16 protein-coding genes and 1 pseudogene are annotated in these 15,826 nt (G+C 44.1%); 11 read left to right on the top strand and 6 right to left on the bottom strand.

Going from position 1 to position 15,826, the window contains the following annotated elements:
* The first annotated feature begins 232 nt into the window (after positions 1–232).
* From C4K46_RS02320 to C4K46_RS02300, 5 genes and pseudogenes are all read left to right on the top strand, one after another.
* Positions 233–1,157, top strand: a pseudogene (locus C4K46_RS02320) (amidohydrolase family protein).
* Positions 1,150–1,818, top strand: a complete 669-nt coding sequence (locus tag C4K46_RS02315; protein ID WP_209626956.1) for a putative quinol monooxygenase — start codon at positions 1,150–1,152, stop codon at positions 1,816–1,818. Before C4K46_RS02320 ends, C4K46_RS02315 begins: the two are co-directional and overlap by 8 nt.
* Before the next feature lie 88 nt (positions 1,819–1,906).
* Entirely contained in the window at positions 1,907–2,668 is a 762-nt protein-coding gene (locus C4K46_RS02310) for a nucleoside phosphorylase (protein WP_209626954.1), read from the top strand.
* A 9-nt stretch (positions 2,669–2,677) separates the two neighbouring features.
* Positions 2,678–4,357 carry an ABC transporter ATP-binding protein gene (locus tag C4K46_RS02305; protein ID WP_209626952.1) on the top strand — a complete coding sequence of 560 codons (1,680 nt, stop codon included), beginning with the start codon at positions 2,678–2,680 and terminating at the stop codon, positions 4,355–4,357.
* Entirely contained in the window at positions 4,350–5,186 is an 837-nt protein-coding gene (locus C4K46_RS02300; protein WP_209626950.1) for an energy-coupling factor transporter transmembrane component T family protein, read from the top strand. The genes C4K46_RS02305 and C4K46_RS02300 overlap by 8 nt, the downstream gene beginning before the upstream one ends.
* A gap of 266 nt (positions 5,187–5,452) precedes the next feature.
* Here C4K46_RS02300 and C4K46_RS02295 read toward each other — a convergent pair whose 3' ends face one another.
* Entirely contained in the window at positions 5,453–5,713 is a 261-nt protein-coding gene (locus C4K46_RS02295; protein ID WP_209626948.1) for a metal-sensitive transcriptional regulator, read from the bottom strand.
* Positions 5,714–5,824: 111 nt separating this feature from the next.
* Here C4K46_RS02295 and C4K46_RS02290 point away from each other — a divergent pair, with 111 nt between their 5' ends.
* The 6 genes from C4K46_RS02290 to C4K46_RS02265 all read left to right on the top strand — a co-directional run bounded on the left by C4K46_RS02290 (position 5,825) and on the right by C4K46_RS02265 (position 9,499).
* The gene (locus C4K46_RS02290; RefSeq protein WP_209626946.1) at positions 5,825–6,157 is read left to right on the top strand and encodes a rhodanese-like domain-containing protein; all 333 of its coding nucleotides are present in this window, start codon (positions 5,825–5,827) and stop codon (positions 6,155–6,157) included.
* Positions 6,157–7,806, top strand: coding sequence for an FAD-dependent oxidoreductase (locus C4K46_RS02285; RefSeq protein ID WP_209626944.1), 1,650 nt, complete (start codon positions 6,157–6,159; stop codon positions 7,804–7,806). The genes C4K46_RS02290 and C4K46_RS02285 overlap by 1 nt, the downstream gene beginning before the upstream one ends.
* Before the next feature lie 252 nt (positions 7,807–8,058).
* Entirely contained in the window at positions 8,059–8,382 is a 324-nt protein-coding gene (locus C4K46_RS02280) for a PadR family transcriptional regulator (RefSeq protein ID WP_209626943.1), read from the top strand.
* Positions 8,382–8,933 carry a DUF2812 domain-containing protein gene (locus tag C4K46_RS02275; protein ID WP_209626941.1) on the top strand — a complete coding sequence of 184 codons (552 nt, stop codon included), beginning with the start codon at positions 8,382–8,384 and terminating at the stop codon, positions 8,931–8,933. The genes C4K46_RS02280 and C4K46_RS02275 overlap by 1 nt, the downstream gene beginning before the upstream one ends.
* Positions 8,930–9,133: a DUF2812 domain-containing protein gene (locus C4K46_RS10695; protein ID WP_420853764.1), complete on the top strand. Its 204-nt coding sequence runs from the start codon at positions 8,930–8,932 to the stop codon at positions 9,131–9,133. Before C4K46_RS02275 ends, C4K46_RS10695 begins: the two co-directional genes overlap by 4 nt.
* 15 nt (positions 9,134–9,148) lie before the next feature.
* A complete protein-coding gene (locus C4K46_RS02265; RefSeq protein ID WP_209626934.1) occupies positions 9,149–9,499 on the top strand; it encodes a hypothetical protein in 351 nt (116 codons plus the stop codon).
* A 355-nt stretch (positions 9,500–9,854) separates the two neighbouring features.
* Here the strand turns inward: C4K46_RS02265 and C4K46_RS02260 are convergent, their stop codons facing one another.
* From C4K46_RS02260 to C4K46_RS02240, 5 genes are all read right to left on the bottom strand, one after another.
* Positions 9,855–10,622: a heparan-alpha-glucosaminide N-acetyltransferase domain-containing protein gene (locus C4K46_RS02260; RefSeq protein ID WP_209626932.1), complete on the bottom strand. Its 768-nt coding sequence runs from the start codon at positions 10,620–10,622 to the stop codon at positions 9,855–9,857.
* A gap of 30 nt (positions 10,623–10,652) precedes the next feature.
* A complete protein-coding gene (gene rsmG, locus C4K46_RS02255; RefSeq protein WP_209626930.1) occupies positions 10,653–11,366 on the bottom strand; it encodes a 16S rRNA (guanine(527)-N(7))-methyltransferase RsmG in 714 nt (237 codons plus the stop codon).
* Between the two features lie 102 nt (positions 11,367–11,468).
* Complete coding sequence (locus tag C4K46_RS02250) at positions 11,469–12,215, bottom strand: ABC transporter ATP-binding protein (protein ID WP_209626928.1); 747 nt, start codon at positions 12,213–12,215, stop codon at positions 11,469–11,471.
* A 2-nt stretch (positions 12,216–12,217) separates the two neighbouring features.
* Complete coding sequence (locus C4K46_RS02245; RefSeq protein WP_209626926.1) at positions 12,218–14,551, bottom strand: ABC transporter permease; 2,334 nt, start codon at positions 14,549–14,551, stop codon at positions 12,218–12,220.
* Entirely contained in the window at positions 14,526–15,818 is a 1,293-nt protein-coding gene (locus tag C4K46_RS02240) for an MFS transporter (RefSeq protein ID WP_209626924.1), read from the bottom strand. The genes C4K46_RS02245 and C4K46_RS02240 overlap by 26 nt, the downstream gene beginning before the upstream one ends.
* Between the last annotated feature and the right edge of the window lie 8 nt (positions 15,819–15,826).

Raw genomic sequence — 15,826 nt, 5'->3', positions numbered from 1 at the left:
GGTATAGAAGGCTTGGTTTCATGTCTTTTCTGATGCTTGCAAACTAGGGAAAGAAGCTAAATCTGACTTTTCCTAGTTCCATTTTACTTATGCGACTTTTAGGTAGTCTCCCTCCTCTATCCAATGGTAGATAAGAAAAATTATTAAAAAATATGGTAGAATCAAAAAAGATAAGCATTGGTCTAGGAATGCTAGTAGTGACTAGCTAAAGTCTAGGTAGAAAGGAAAGAAGATGACTCAAGTGATTGATGTTTTTGCCCATGTTTTATTAAAAGATTTTTATCAGCAAATGCTGGAAATCGAGCCGGCCTTACCGCAAATGTTTCCCTTTATCCAGCATCCCCATTTACTGGATATGAAGGAACGCCGCCGTTTCTGGGATGGTCGTAGCCAGCAGATAGTGTCCTCGGTCAATATCAACCCTGAGGGCTATGTGGCTGCTCCAGAGGCTGCTCGTCTTTGTCGCCTAGCCAATCAAGAGTTGGCGGAGCTAGTCAAGGCCAACCAGGATATGTTTTTGGCAGGGGTGGGCATGATTCCCCTAAATCATCTGGAGGCGGCCCAGGAGATTTTGGAAGAACTTGCAGGGGTTAAGGAACTCTGCGGTGTCCAACTCTTTACCAGGGCTCTAGGAAGAAGCATTGCCGATCCAGCCTTTAAAGTGATTTTTGCTACTTGTGCTCGCTTGAAACTTCCTATTTGGCTCCACCCTATTTTTGATGAGCGTAAGCCAGATAATAATATCCTTTTTCTTGGGAATATGAGCTGAGTCAGGCCATGTTACAGTTGGTTGAGGCTGGAATTTTTCAGGATTTTCCTGACTTGAAGATTATTGTCCATCATGCGGGGGCTATGATTCCTTTTTTGCCGGGCGGATTCGTTATATTTTGCCTGAGCAATTGGCAGCCGACTTTCGTAAGTTCTATGTCGATACGGCCATTTTAGGAAATCCCAAGGCCCTTGCCTTAACCCTGGATTATTTTGGTTTAGATAAGGTTCTTTTTGGGACAGATACTCCCTTGGGAATTGCCCCGGCTGGAGCCAGTCAGGTGATTGAGGCTGCCCTTCGTTCCCTGGCCCTTAGACCAGAGGAAGAAGCTGCGATTTTTGCAGGCAATATCCAAAAATTATTGCTTAAGGAGGAAGGACATGACTAAAAAGCCCCTGGTCCATTTGTTTCGTCTAGGTTTGGCTCGAAAAGACCTTGCTTTATTTAAGGAAATCGGAAGAGAGAATCTGACCCTCTCCCAGGAGAGGGAGCTAGGGACCCTAGCCATGTTTGCGACTCATTTAAAGGATAAGCCGGACCTAGCCTATGCTTTTGAGATTTATCAAGATAGGGAAGCCTATGAGCTTCATTTAGCCTCTCCTCAATATAAGGCCTTTATCAAAAAGGCAGGCCCCCTCCTAAAAGAAAAAGAGGCTTATGAGCTGGAACCGGTCTTTTTGGCAGAAAAATTGGAGGCAGGGAGCTGGTTGAAGGAGGATGATTTTTTACTTAGATTGGCCATGCTTGAAATTGACCCCAAGCATGAGCTAGCCTTTCAGAGCCTGATCACAGACCAAATGCAGCAGGCTCTGGATAAAGAAAGAGGTGTCCTGGCCCTCTATGCCCTAGTTGATAAGCAAGAGCCCAAACGCTGGTATTTTTTTGAAATCTATCAGGATGAAGCAGCCTATGAGCAGCACCGTCAGACTCTGCATTTCACAAGTTATCTTGAGAGGACAAAAGAGCTTGTTCTCAGTAAGGAATTCTTGGTCCTAGAAAATGACAGTTCAGTAAGCAAGGGCGGTCTGACTTATAGTAAAAAGCTATAGGTCTACTTATCCAGAAACTATAAAGGCAGGGGTCTGGCCCCTGCCTTTTTATGATACAATAGAAGGACTAGAGAAAGAGAGGGACCGGATGTTACTGACTGAATTTGACCCCAACAAAAATGCCATTATCAATCCTCAAGATTTGCAGAGCCCGCTTCCTGGTTTTCCTCAAAAAGTGGTGGCCTGTTTTGCTAGGGAGACCTTTGCGCGGATGCTGGCTGACTTTGACCACCGAAGGATTGCTACAACATCCATGGCTAATATAGAGATTCCTATCTATCAGATTGAACTGGAAGGCCAAGCCCTAGCCCTCTTTAATGCCCCTGTGGGAGCCTCAGCCTGTGTGGCTATCTTGGAGGATTTGATTGTCTTGGGAATGAAACAGTTGGTGCTCTTTGGTACCTGTGGTGTTCTGGACCAGGATATTAAGGAAACCTCTATTATCATTCCAACTAGCGCCCTTCGTGATGAGGGGACTAGCTATCACTATCTACCAGCTTCTGATGAGGTGGTGGTCAATCAAGGTCTGGAAGATTTCCTGGTCTCCTTTTTGAAGGACAAGGGGATTTCTTATTCAGTGGGCAAGGTCTGGACCACTGATGGTGTCTATCGTGAGACCGCTCAGAAAATGCTGGCTCGTAAGGAGGCCGGAGCCCTTTGTGTGGATATGGAGTGCTCAGCAGTTGCGGCCCTGGCTCTTTTCCGGGAGATTGAGGTCTGTCAGTTTTTCTATGCGGCTGATTATTTAACGGTCGAAAGTTGGGATATACGTAATCTTTCCAACCATGCAGACCTAGAAGCCAAGGACAAGGTGGCCAATCTGGCGGTGCAAATCGCCCTGGCCTTATAAAGTAATTCTATGAACAAAGCAATTATTCAATTTAAAGATTTTAGTTTTCAATATCAGGCCCAGAGTGAGCCGACTTTAAAGGATATTAACCTGACTATTTATGAGGGGGAGAAGGTGTTAATTGTTGGGCCTTCTGGCTCGGGCAAGTCTACCCTAGGGCAATGTCTCAATGGGATTATTCCTCATATTTACAAGGGTCAGGCCCAGGGCCAGTTTTTAATCCAAGGCAAGCCCGCTTTTGAGCAAACGATTTATGATAAGTCCAATCAGGTCAGTACGGTCTTACAGGATACCGATGGTCAATTTATCGGTCTTAGTGTGGCTGAAGACCTGGCCTTTGCTTTGGAAAATGATGTAGAGCCTCTAGCGAGGATGCGGGAAAAAATTAACCACTGGGCAGAGAAGTTGGACCTCAAGCAGCTCTTAGAGCATCGGCCCCAGGATTTGTCTGGTGGGCAGAAGCAGAGGGTCAGTCTAGCAGGTGTTCTGATTGATGAAAGTCCAATTTTGCTCTTTGATGAACCCTTGGCCAACCTAGATCCTAAGTCAGGACAAGATATTATTGACTTGATTGATCAGCTACATCAAGAGGGACATACAAGCACCATTATCATTGAGCATCGCTTGGAGGATGTTCTTTACCGGCAGGTAGATCGAATCGTTTTGATTAACGATGGCCGAATTCTCTTTGATGGTCGGCCTGACGACCTATTAAAGGGCTCGCTCTTGGCTGAAAATGGAATTCGTGAGCCCCTTTATTTGACGACCTTAAAAGAGCTGGGCCTATCTCTGACAGGTCTCAAGCAGCTAGCAAACTTAGAAGAATTGGACTTGCCCAAGCTCGACTTAAGTCTTGAAAGTTCAAAAATCCCCTTAAAAGAAAGAGGAGAACCCCTCTTTGAATTGACCGATGTCTCCTTTTCTTATGGAGAAAAAAAGGTTCTAGATGCTATTGATTTGAAAATTGGCAAGGGGGAAAGAATAGCCATTGTCGGTAAAAATGGGGCAGGTAAATCAACCCTGGCCAAGGCCCTTTGCCGTTTTATCAGGACCCAGGGAAGCTATAGTTGGCAGGGCCAGGATATAAAGGAAGATTCGATTAAGGAGCGGGCTGAGCGGATTGGCTATGTCCTGCAAAATCCCAATCAGATGATTTCTACGACCATGATTTTCGATGAGGTGGCTCTGGGCTTGCGCCTACGAGGGGTGGCTGAAAGTGAGATTGAGGAGCGGGTCCTTGCCGTTCTAAAGACCTGCGGTCTCTATGAGTTTCGGAAGTGGCCTATCTCTGCCCTCTCTTTTGGGCAGAAAAAGAGGGTAACCATCGCTTCTATCCTGGTCCTCAATCCAGAGATTATCCTACTGGATGAGCCAACAGCTGGCCAGGACCAGCGTAATTACCAGGAAATCATGGACTTTTTAGACCAGCTCAATCGAGAAGGCCATACCATTATCATGATTACCCATGATATGCAGCTGATGCTGGATTATTCAGACCGGGCCCTTGTAGTGGCAGATGGTCGGATTTTGGCCGATCAAAGTCCAGTAGAGGTCTTGACCAACCAGGAACTCCTGGCTGCCGCCAATCTCAAGGAGACCTCCATTTTTAGCTTGGCTAGAAAGCTAGGACTAAATCCCTTGGACTTAACTGATTTTTATATGAGAGAGAGGGGAAAGACCCATGTTTGAAGATAAGAAGATGATTGGCTACCACCCAGGTACTAGCTTTATTCATAACCTATCTGGTGCCAGCAAGCTCCTCTTTTTCCTCATCGTTTCTATTACGGCCATGATTAGTTACGATACCCGCCTCCTACTAGGAATTGCTCTTTTATCCCTGGTGCTTTTAAGGGTTTCACAGATTCGTTATCGAGATGTTTCTTTTGTTCTCCTATTTGCAGTGGCCTTTGCCCTCCTCAATCTGCTGATGGTCTATCTCTTTGCCCCCCAGTATGCAGTGGATATTTATGGGGCCAAGACCCTCCTGTTTAAGGGCTGGGGAGCCTATAATCTAACCTGGCAGGAGCTTTTTTACCTCTTTAACCTCCTCTTGAAATACGTCTCAACCATTCCCATGGCCATTATCTTTTTGATGACCACCCAGCCCAGTCAGTTTGCCTCTAGCATGAATCAGCTGGGTCTCCCTTACAAGATAGCTTATTCGGTCAGTTTGACCCTGCGCTATATTCCAGACTTGCAGGAGGAATTTTATCTGATTAAAATGTCCCAGGAGGCGCGGGGGATTGAGCTTTCCAAGAAGGCCAAGCTCCTCCAGCGAGTCAAGGGGAACTTACAGATTATCACCCCCTTGATTTTTAGCTCGCTAGCACGAATTGATACGATTTCTACGGCCATGGAGCTCCGGCGCTTTGGGAAAAACAAGAAGCGGACCTGGTATAGCTATCAGGCCTTGTCTGGCTTGGACTTTCTAATTATTGGTCTAGCCTTGGGTTTATTGGCCACCTGCTTTTTGCTCTTTTGGCTCAATCAAGGTCGTTTTTACAACCCTTGGCGATGAGTTGATGAGTTGGTCTATAAATTTTACTAAAATCTAAAATTGCTCTGCTACCTTTTGTCTCCCGTAAGTTAGTCTTCTTGCGGGGGATTTTATTTTCTCTATTGACTAGGAGTATACCCCGTGGGGGATGTTGAGAATCTTTACTAACTTGGTTTTGAGGTTTGACTGCCAAGTTTTAAATATTAGAAAGGCCCCAAAGTGAAAAACTTGGGGCCTAGGTGCTTGGTAGCGGATAGTGAACGGATTTGAAAATTTTAAATTTAGTCCTATTTTTTGATAATTAGTTTAATGGCTTCTTGGAGGCGTTCTTCTTGTTCTTCAAGATTTTCAGAAGGGTTTTCAAAACATTCCTCTATCTTTTTTGCAATAGCCAAGCCCATCAAACTGTTGATACTGGAGCGGACGGCACTTAGTTGCGTGACGATATCAATACATTCTTGTTCTTCATCAATCATCTTTTGGATGCCACGCAGTTGGCCTTCTGCGCGCTTGAGGCGATTTATCATATCTTTTTTATCTGTTTTCATATTCCATATCATACAACGATAAGTGGTAAAAGTCAATTCTAAAATTTGACAAAGCTAGTCCTGATTTGATAAACTTTATATACCCACAGGGGTATATAAAGGAGGTGTCCTATGTTTAAACAAGTATTTTCCGGTCTTTTTTCAGGCTCCAAGAACCTAGCCATTTCGGAACTCCCAGCGCTACTCAAAAGGAAGAATAGCTTGCTGCTAGATGTTCGAGAGCGCCAAGAATTCTTAAATGGTCACATTCCCCAAGCCATCAACCAACCACTTAGTCAGTTGGATGACTTCCATGGGGACAAGGATAAGGATTACCTAGTGATTTGTCAATCTGGCATGAGAAGTCAGCGGGCCAGTCGTTTTTTAAGAGATAAGGGTTATCGGGTTACAAATGTTTCTGGCGGCATGAATGCTTGGACCGGTCCGATTAAGGAGGGAAAGTGATGAAAATTGTTATTGTCGGTGGTGTTGCTGGAGGGATGTCTGCCGCAACTCGCTTACGCAGGCTAATGGAAGACGCAGAAATTGTCGTCTTTGATAAGGGGCCCTATGTCTCCTTTGCTAATTGTGGCCTTCCCTACCATGTGTCAGGAAAGATTGAGAAGCGGGCTTCTTTATTGCTCCAAAGCCCTGAAAGTTTACATAGGAGATTTAGGCTAGATGTTTTCCCAAATCATGAGGTAGTGGAAATCGATTCGGATAAACAAGAAGTAGTCGTCAAATCAGACCGGGGTATTTTTAGGGAAGGCTATGATAAATTGATTCTTTCAACAGGTGCAGAGCCTCTTATTCCTGATTTAGAAGGGATAGGAGAGGCAAAGAATGTTTATACACTCCGTACGGTTCCCGATCTCGATCAGCTTATTCAAAAATTATCTAGCTCCAAAAATCAAAAGGCTACCGTACTTGGAGGGGGCTTTATCGGACTAGAAATGGCAGAAAACTTGGCTCTAAAAGGACTTAAGGTAACGATTTTAGAACAAGCTCCCCATGTCCTAGCTAGTCTTGACCCTGAAATGGCGGTATTTGTCGAAGAAGAATTAAGAAAGAATGGCGTTCAAGTCCTTACAGGCCACTCTTTAAAAGCATTTGAAAATGCTGGTCAATCTCTGCTTCTTTCTAATGGTGATTATCTGGAGAGTGACTTGACCCTTATTTCAGTGGGAGTCAGACCAGACAGTCAATTAGCAAGGAAGGCTGGAATTAAACTGGGATTTAGAGGGGGAATTTTAGTTGATGAACATTATCAGACCTCGATTGACAATATTTATGCAGTCGGTGATGCCATCCTTGTCAAGCAAGAAATAAGTAAGCAGGATGCTCTCATCTCCCTAGCTTCACCGGCCAATCGCCAGGGAAGGCAGGTTGCTGATGTGATTGCTGGACTTGAAAGATTAAATGCAGGCTCTATTGGAACGGCAATCGTTAAGGTTTTTAATCTTGTAGCAGCCGCTACCGGTCTTAATGAAAAGACCTTGAAAAGTCTTCAGTATCCCTATAAGGTTCTTCATATCAGTGGAAAAGACCATGCAGCCTACTATCCTCAAGCTAAAGATATGACTCTCAAACTGATTTTTTCACCAAACGATGGTAAGATTTATGGAGCCCAGGTGGTCGGAGAAAAAGGAGTTGACAAGAGAATAGATGTCCTTGCTACTGCAATCAAGGCAGGACTCAAAATTCATGATTTGCCTGAGTTAGAGCTAGCCTATGCCCCACCTTTTGGCTCAGCCAAGGACCCTGTCAATATGCTTGGTTATGTGGCTAGCAATATCGCAGAAGGGCTTAGTCAAACGATTCAATGGTACGAATTAGAAGAGGAGTTGGCAGCTGGGAAAATTCTTTTAGATGTAAGAAATCCAGCAGAATTCAAAAATGGCCAGTTCAAAGATTTCATGTCCATCCCCTTGGACCAGCTAAGGGATAGACTGGCTGAGTTGGATAAGGAGAAAGACTATATTCTTTCCTGCCATAGCGGTCTGCGCTCTTATATAGCTGAGCGGATTTTAAGAGAGGAAGGATATAAGGTTAAAAATTTGGACGGTGGTTTTTCCTTATATAAAATGGTTCATCCTGAAAAAATCAGATATTAAGAGCCCTTGATAAAAGATTGGGCCCTGACCAAAAGCGAATGATTAGATCTATCTTTATTAGAAGCTCTAATCATTCTTTTTATTTTTCAAGTTCTGGAGTTTGTCTTTTCCTGACAGGAAAGTTTTTTTAATTCTTCAAAAAATATATCGTCTAACGATATAAAATCTCTTGACAACTATATCGGTTAGCGATATAATTATTACATAAAGCGATATATCGTCAGACGATATAAACTGAAAGGGGTTGATAAAATGGCTAAAAAGGGCGGACCAGGAGCCCTGACTGAGGCAGTCTTTTACATTCTCTTGGTTCTTCGAAAACCTACTCATGGCTATGGCATTATGCAGTCCATTGATGACTTGACTGCAAGCAGGGTCAAGCTAGGGCCGGGAACCCTCTACGGTGCCTTGTCCACTTTGACTGAAAAAAAGTGGATTGAGCAGATTGGCCATGTTCGTACCAAGGGCAAGAAAGAGTATGTATTGACAGACTTGGGCCGAGAAGTTCTGGCCAGTGAAATCAGTCGTTTAGAGGAATTGCTGCAGCATGCAGCCGCTTATGGAAAGGAGTCCTGATGATGAAAGTTGTTCGTAAAGCCTTTTATGATTTTACTAAAGAGGAAGCCTGGCTCAATCAAATGAGCCAAGAAGGCTATGCTCTCGTGGGCTACAAGGGCGGGAAATATTATTTTGAGCCGAGTCAACAAGGGCGCTATCAGTACAAGATTGCTATTGCTAATAACTGGAAAGACTTAGATAAAAAGGCCTATCTGGAATTTTTGGAAAGTACAGGCGTCACAGTTGTTGCTACTTATTTAGGTCGTGCTTATCTGGCACGCCCGGCTGCAGAAGGCGACTTTGAGCTCTATAGCGACCTTGACTCACAAATCAAGCAGATTAAGCTAGCACGAACACCGATTTTAGTGTCTACTTATTCGACGGTGGTTTTCCTGCTAATGGTAATCCTCCAGCTTATCGTTTTTATTCCACCATTTAGTCCTGCTTTCTGGGCCTTAGTGGTTAGTAGCCTTATCTTTCTAATCGTTCTCATTCTTAGCATTCGTTTACTAATCGCCTATAGTAGGAGAATGAAAGAACTAAAAGCAGCGCAGGTCTGTGAGGGGTGAGGAAATCAGATGTTAGGAAGATTTTTAAGCTATTTCTTGCTTATATTAAAGAGGAAGACTGGTTGAATGAATTAGGAGCGCAAGGTTTCAAATTGATTGATTGTAAGAATAGCTATTATTATTTTGAGCAAGATGAGCAATCCTATCAGTATAAAGTCGACTTTCCTAGCAATCCTTGGAAAAGTCTGTTCAGTCAGTAGGAGCGGCAAGAATTTTTGAATTTTCTGCAAGATTTGGATGTTGATTTGGTTGCGCAGCCTCAAGGAAAAGCCTATCTTCGGCGGCCAGCTAAAGCGGATGAGTTCAAGATTTACACAGACCTGCCCTCACAAATCCAGCAATTAAAACCAATCTATTATACTCATTTGTTATTTACTTTTGCTCCGCTACCGCTTGCTTTCGTTTCTTATTTTAAAGGACTACAGTTTTTGAGCTATAATGGCCTTGCGGCTGCTGTCATGTTTGTAACTGCTAGCTATCTCATGTTTTTCGTCTTCTTTTTTGGACGTTTTGCTTGGGCTTATAGGCAAAGGATTGCTCAACTGAAGAAAAGTAGCTTTGAATAAAGAAAAACGCAGGAAACTGCGTTTTTTTGATTTTTATTTATGGATATTTATTGGCTTCCTTTTTTGATAGAAGTTAGATAGGAAATCGCTGGTCAAAACAACAAAAATGAGTAAAAGAAGGAATGGAGATAAATTGAGGTTGGCACTGGAGCTAGGGAAGAACACTTCAAACCAGGCGAGAATAATCCAATGAATGAAATAAATAGTGGTTACGTTTCTGCTCCAACGAATGATAGTCGAATGAAGGAAGTGAGGAAGGTAGCTAGCTAGAAAATGGAGCAGGGCCAGCTCGATTAGAACCATGCTAGTAAAAACCAGATTATCTGCCAAATGGTGATGATAGTAAGCATAGTCGCTAGATAATCCATGCTGGAGTTTCAGAACATTGTAAAAAAGATAAGAAGCTAGGAAATAGAAGAGAATAGAAGAGAATAGAAGATGCTGCGACTAGCCTATAAAAGCGATTTTTATTGGTGCAACGGATGAGGAGGTTGCCAAAAAGGTAACCGACTAAAGGGTAAAAAATCCAGCTCAGAAAGGGGAAATAAGATAAGGAATTGGTTCCCCAAAAGAGACCGAGAAAGGTTGCAAGAATAGGATTTGAAGGAACAAGTGGTGAAATAAGGAAATTTAAAAGACCAAATCCCAAAGCTAAGAAAGCAACATGGTAATTTTTTAGATTAAATTGCTTGATAAGCCCAAACGTTATCATGGCAAGACCTGCAAAGGGCAAAATATCTATTTCAAATAAATTCATGATAGCTTGTGTGAGAAAGGTTTGGGAGGATTGTGGGGACAGAAAGGCTTGAACGAGATTTGGTAAAAATCCGCAGAGAACATTGAGAATAAAACCCGATAGAAATAAAAGAGCCCCACGCTTGTAGTAGGTGGCGGGGTCGTTTTTTCGAGAATAGACAATTCCTAGACCCATTAAAAACATAAAAACGGGTGCAGCTGGTACTGTTCCAACGAAATCATTGAATTGTCCAAACAGGCTTTCTTGGACGGCTTGATTAGCCAAGTTTTCTTGAGCGTGAATAAAAATCATAAACAAAACTGCTAGTCCGCGAGCAATGTCTAGCTCCACTTGTCTACCTGTATTTACTTTTTCACTTGAAAACATAGTTCTCCTTTTTGGTCTGGTAAGCAGTACCTACAAGGGTCTTTTATTGGGCAGGCCGGCTTTTCTGGGATACTTGTTGGGGGTTTCTTTTTTCTTGATGACGACTGTTATGTAGCGAGGATCGCCGTTGGGCAGCTGATAGCTGATATTGTCCTCGACCTTGCTAAAGAGGAGGGTGAGGGCATTTTTGGCTTCTAGTAATTCCTCGGGGGCGTTACTAGCCTTGAGGGCCAGGAGCTGGCCACCGACTTTTAGATAGGGAATGGTCAATTCAGCTAGCACCTGCATGCGGGCTACAGCGCGGGCCGTGACCAAATCAAACTGGGCCCGAAAGGCCTTGTCCTGGGCAAAATCTTCTGCGCGACCATGATGAAAATGGACCTTTTCCAACCCCAGTTCTTCTGCCAGAAGATTGAGAAAGTTGATACGCTTGTTGAGCGAATCGATAATGGTGACGTCTAGCTCGGGAAAAAGGATTTTCATGGGAAGGCTGGGAAAGCCTGCCCCTGCTCCAATATCAAGCAGTTTGACCTTTTCGTTTTTTATCAGTCCCTGCAAAATCGGCGCCAAGGAATCGTAAAAATGCTTGAGATAAACCTCATTTTTTTCGGTGATGGCGGTCAGATTGATTTTTTGATTCCACTCGACCAAGAGCTCAAAATAGCGTTCAAATTGCGCTTTTTGCTGGTCGGTCAAGGGGAGGCCCTGCTCCTCTAAGGTCTGGTAAAATTCTTGGGGTGTCATAATTTGTCCTTGCTAGTAGATTTCTATTTTTGACTATTATACCACAGAATGCTTTTTTTGAGCCAGTCCGATCCGAGGCTTTTCTACTAGCAAGTTTTGCTTTTAAATCCCTAGAGCGACTAGTTGAGCCCTTAAAGTGTCTTGCCTTTCTTCTAGGTTTGCCTTGGCTTCAAAGAGAACCTCTTTTTGAATTTGGCCATCGACAATCAAAAGGACCTTTTGAGCATAGCTAGCAACGTGAGCATCGTGGGTAACCAGAAAGACACTACTTCCTTGTTGGTGGAAGTGCCTCATCAATTTCATAGCATCTTGACTAGCTTGGGAGTTGAGGGCACCAGTCGGCTCATCCGCAAAGATCAGTTGGGGTTGGTTGATAAGGGCTCGACAGATTCCTGCTCTTTGCAGTTGTCCGCCAGAGACCTGATGAATTTGCCTCTGGGCTACTTCCTTGATACCTGTAATTTCCATCAGTTCCAGGGCCTTTTGATAGCTAGCCTGCCTCTCCTTTTTACTGCTACCAATTAGGCTTGGCAGGCAGATATTGTCCAGGATATTTAGGTGCTTGAGAAAGGTCGCCTCTTGAAAGACAAAGCCAAATTCCCGTCGGCGTAATTGGTCTAAGCGACTAGCTGGCATCTGCTGGATGGCTTGCCCTTGATAGAGAATCTCTCCCGAGTCGGGCTGGTCAATGGTTGATAAGAGATTGAGCAGGGTGGATTTTCCACAGCCAGAAGGCCCCATGATAGCAAGAAATTCACCTTGGTCAATTTGGAGCGACAAATCTTTGATGATTGTTTGTTCTTGATTTTGGTCATAACTTTTGAATAAGTGTCTAGCTTCAATCAGCATAATTACTCCTTTAAATAACGAGGGATTTCCAGTTTTTGGATAAGGGACAGACTGAAATAGGCAGCCAATAGTCCACTTGCCAAAAGGGCCAGAGGAATCATGAGGAAGGTTTGAGATGGATTGAGCAAAAGCTCTAGCTGACTAAGACCAAATCCGCTGAAAAGTAGGTTGCAAAGGCCCTGTCCCAGACTGATTAAGGCTAGGAAAGAGCAGCCCAAAGCCAGCAGAATAATCAGTCCCAAAGCCAGTAGGTAGTGGGATTTGATTCTAGCTTGAGGAAAGCCTAGCATGCGCAAGAGAGCAATATCTGTCCGGTCCTTGGTCATAATCATATAGACAAAGAGGGTCATGAGAATAAAGAGGATAAGGATTCCGACCCAGAAGAGTCCCTGTTGAATATTTTGGATAGTGGTGATGGTGCTACCCAGTGTTTGCTCGATAAAACCGTCAATATCGGTTATTCGATAGTTAGGGTAGGTCTTTTTCAGCTCTTTTAGGATTTGCTTTTTATAAGTAGCAGACTTGACGGTCAGGGTGATAACGCTATTGAGGCTTTCAGCCTCTTTGGTCTTAAAAGTGGCCTTGGCAGTCTTGCCACCATAGGTTAGGTCAGAATAAACCCCGACCAAGGTCAGTTTTTTAAGCTGGCCATCAATTTTTAGGGATAGTTGGTCGCCGACCTTGACCTTCAAGTCTTCTGCATTTAACCTAGATAGGGCAATTTGCTTGGCCTGGACGGGAGCCTGACCTTCTATGTATTTGATAGGAAAGGTACTGTGGTCACCTAGGCTAACCCTCAGCTTTTCTTCCTTTCCCTTGCTGTCTTGGGCCAGGATATTTTTACTAGAGCTGCTACTAATTTTATCAACTCTTTCGTCCCCTTCGAGTTTTTGGACCAGCTCCTGAGCCTTTTGTTCTATCTGGCTAGTCTGGGAAATATCGAGTCGGATATGAGCCTGGCCCACTCCTAAGTGTTGGACAAAGGACTTATGGCCCAGTGTGTGAGCTAGATTGGCCGGTAGTAGTACCAGAAATCCCGTCAGACTGACAATAAGAAACATGGTCAAATACATTTTTTTGTGACTAAAAATCATTTTTAGACTGAAAAAAATCTGATCCAAGTAAGGATTTTTAGGTAGGGACAGGTAGTTCTTAGATTTTTTCTTTCTTGCTTGACCTGCCTTGGCCAGAGTCAAGACCTGGGCAGGGGTCATTTTCTTGAAAACCTTGAGTGGTCGTCCTGCCAGCCAGACTACAATCAAGCAAAGCAGGCTAGCCAGGCCAATTTCTAAGAAGCTACTGTAAAGAGGTATTTGGCTAACCCCTGTCGAGAGAAAGATATTTTGGCTGAGTGGTTGACTGATGAGAAAGGACAGTCCCCAGGCCAGGATAATACTTGCTAGGCAGAGGAAATAGTACTTGGCCAGATAAATCTTTTTTATAAAGGAATAGGGCAGGCCCATGACCTTCATAATGGCAATCTGTTGCAAGTCTTCCTCGATTTTGGTTAAGAGGGCAAAGTGCATGCAGAGAAAAGTAATGAAAATAAGGGCCAGGCACAGACCGACCAGTACTAGGATAAGCAGGGCATCGTTAATCCCGTTGATAATTTGGATGGTCGCAAAAGAAATCATAGGTGGCCCATTGCTTTCAAGACCAGCCTTGATATAGGCCTGCTCCACAGCCTTGGTTTGAGTTAGCTTTTTTACCTGAAACTCAATCAAATATTCCAGGGAAGCAGCAGGAAGTGTCTTTAATTTTTCAAGGTCGGCTGGATGAAGCAAAAAGCGCTTGGAGGAAACCAAACCAGCATTCATTTGCGGATCGCGGACAAAGCCCTTGACCTTGAAAGTCAAGCCCTTAATCGAAATATCATCACCCAGTCGGATAATATGATTACTATAGTAAAAGAGGGGAATATAAATCTCCCCCTTTTGGACTTGAGCAGGCTGATTATGCTCATTTAAAAGCAGGTCAAAAGCTCGATTTTGGCTGGAAAATCCATTGTCTTGAACGCTGTCTTGCAGCTTTTTTTGGCCGTTAACCTTAATATCGGCATTTTCGATATTGACAAAGTCCACGATTTGATAGTGGCTGATAGCAGTCTGCTTTTTGACAAAGTCGGCCAGGCGCTTGCGGTCAATCTCCCCCTTGTGCATTTGCAGCAGGTGGGGACTTTTGCTGACTTGGAGGAAGTGACTGATAGAGCTAGTTAGGCCTGTTGTTAAGCGTGTAGCAGTCAGGCTAAAAGTCATGCTTAAGAGTAGAAAGATAGCGATGACAGAGACAGTCACCTTGTTATAGGCTAGGTCATTTTTGATTAGTCGTTGAAACATCTTTTTCGAGCTCCTTGACAGAAGTTTGCCTTGAAAGAATGAGTGCGCTGAAACTGAGGCCTAGACCGGCTAGGATAATCAATAGGGCATAGCCCCGACCATTACCTACCCCAATCAAGCGACCGACCGAGTTTGCTAAATTACCGCCCTTTATCAGTAGGGGTTTAAAGACTTGATCCCCAATCCAGCCCATGCTGGCATAGGCAATCAGATAGCCCAACTGGGAGATGATACCAATGGTGCCCCAGGCCTTGCCCTGGACCTCCTTGGCAATATGGAGGCGGACTAGACAGTCCGAAGCCGTGTTGACAAAGGGCAGCATGGCAAAGAGCAGAAAGCCCCAGACATACATCCAGATAAGGTTTTCCCTCATACTCATTAGGGCCATAAAGATACCCAGAAGAAAGAGGGCGACAGACAGGACCAGGTGCAGGTGTTTTTTTAAGGGGAAAAAGCCTAAAACCAAGCCCGCAACCAGCATGCCGCTGCTAGAAATGGTCATGACAAGCCCAACTTCCTTACTGCCTGAAAAGCCTAGAATCATAGGAGAAAGGAGAATTTCGGCCGAACCGATGATAAAGGAAACAACTGTCCCCATCAAAACCAGTAGCCAAATCCCCCTTTTTTCTCTAACCAGACGAAAACCAAAGAGAAATTCAGTCCAAAAATGATTATTCTGCTTGATAGGAGGAGTCTGAATGTAATGTCTAGCAATCAAGCTAGTCGCTACGGTGACAAAAATCGTTGAAAAATCTAGCAAGAGAATGGTCGAAATCGAACTATTGGCCAGGATAAGACCAGCTAGGGCGGGAGAAATCAGATAGCGGGCAATCCCATTGATTTGCGAGAGACCGCTAGCCTTGGAAATCTCCTCTTCATCGACCAAGTCAGAAATAGTTGCCCGAAAGGCTGGGTGGACCAGGGCAGAAAAGAGGGAACTGATAGCTGCCCCTAGGCAAATCAAGGCCAGGGAAGGTTGAGGGCTCTTAAGGGTAAAATAGATCCAGAGAACTCCCAATCCAGAAAGCCCATCGCCAATGGCCATTAAGAGTCTACGATCGTGGCGGTCAGCCAGAACCCCAGCCCAAGGATTGGCTAAGAGCCCTGGCAGGAAGGCACAGAGGGCAATGAGGGAGGAGGCACTGGCCTGGCCTGTCAGTTGATAGATATAGATAGCTAGGGCAAAGGAAGTCATGCCTGACCCAATTTCTGAAATCAGGCTACCAAGCCAAATGAGTAAAAAAGTTTTAAAACCGGTCTGCTTCATAGTATTTC

Origin of the sequence: Streptococcus oricebi, from assembly GCF_017883985.1 — a bacterium.
In the GTDB taxonomy this organism is placed as follows: domain Bacteria; phylum Bacillota; class Bacilli; order Lactobacillales; family Streptococcaceae; genus Streptococcus; species Streptococcus oricebi.
Note: the sequence above shows the minus strand (reverse complement) of the source record. Positions and strands in the feature narration are given on the sequence as shown.

Excerpts from the sequence above, each read along its gene's own strand:
- C4K46_RS02245 (WP_209626926.1), bottom strand. The coding sequence starts at position 14,551 with ATGTTTCAACGACTAATCAAAAATGACCTAGCCTATAACAAGGTGACT.
- C4K46_RS02280 (WP_209626943.1), top strand. The coding sequence starts at position 8,059 with ATGGCTAAAAAGGGCGGACCAGGAGCCCTGACTGAGGCAGTCTTTTAC.
- C4K46_RS02250 (WP_209626928.1), bottom strand. The coding sequence starts at position 12,215 with ATGCTGATTGAAGCTAGACACTTATTCAAAAGTTATGACCAAAATCAA.
- C4K46_RS02260 (WP_209626932.1), bottom strand. The coding sequence starts at position 10,622 with ATGTTTTCAAGTGAAAAAGTAAATACAGGTAGACAAGTGGAGCTAGAC.
- C4K46_RS02240 (WP_209626924.1), bottom strand. The coding sequence starts at position 15,818 with ATGAAGCAGACCGGTTTTAAAACTTTTTTACTCATTTGGCTTGGTAGC.
- C4K46_RS02295 (WP_209626948.1), bottom strand. The coding sequence starts at position 5,713 with ATGAAAACAGATAAAAAAGATATGATAAATCGCCTCAAGCGCGCAGAA.
- C4K46_RS02305 (WP_209626952.1), top strand. The coding sequence starts at position 2,678 with ATGAACAAAGCAATTATTCAATTTAAAGATTTTAGTTTTCAATATCAG.
- C4K46_RS02310 (WP_209626954.1), top strand. The coding sequence starts at position 1,907 with ATGTTACTGACTGAATTTGACCCCAACAAAAATGCCATTATCAATCCT.
- C4K46_RS02315 (WP_209626956.1), top strand. The coding sequence starts at position 1,150 with ATGACTAAAAAGCCCCTGGTCCATTTGTTTCGTCTAGGTTTGGCTCGA.
- rsmG (WP_209626930.1), bottom strand. The coding sequence starts at position 11,366 with ATGACACCCCAAGAATTTTACCAGACCTTAGAGGAGCAGGGCCTCCCC.
- C4K46_RS02275 (WP_209626941.1), top strand. The coding sequence starts at position 8,382 with ATGATGAAAGTTGTTCGTAAAGCCTTTTATGATTTTACTAAAGAGGAA.
- C4K46_RS02285 (WP_209626944.1), top strand. The coding sequence starts at position 6,157 with ATGAAAATTGTTATTGTCGGTGGTGTTGCTGGAGGGATGTCTGCCGCA.
- C4K46_RS02300 (WP_209626950.1), top strand. The coding sequence starts at position 4,350 with ATGTTTGAAGATAAGAAGATGATTGGCTACCACCCAGGTACTAGCTTT.
- C4K46_RS02290 (WP_209626946.1), top strand. The coding sequence starts at position 5,825 with ATGTTTAAACAAGTATTTTCCGGTCTTTTTTCAGGCTCCAAGAACCTA.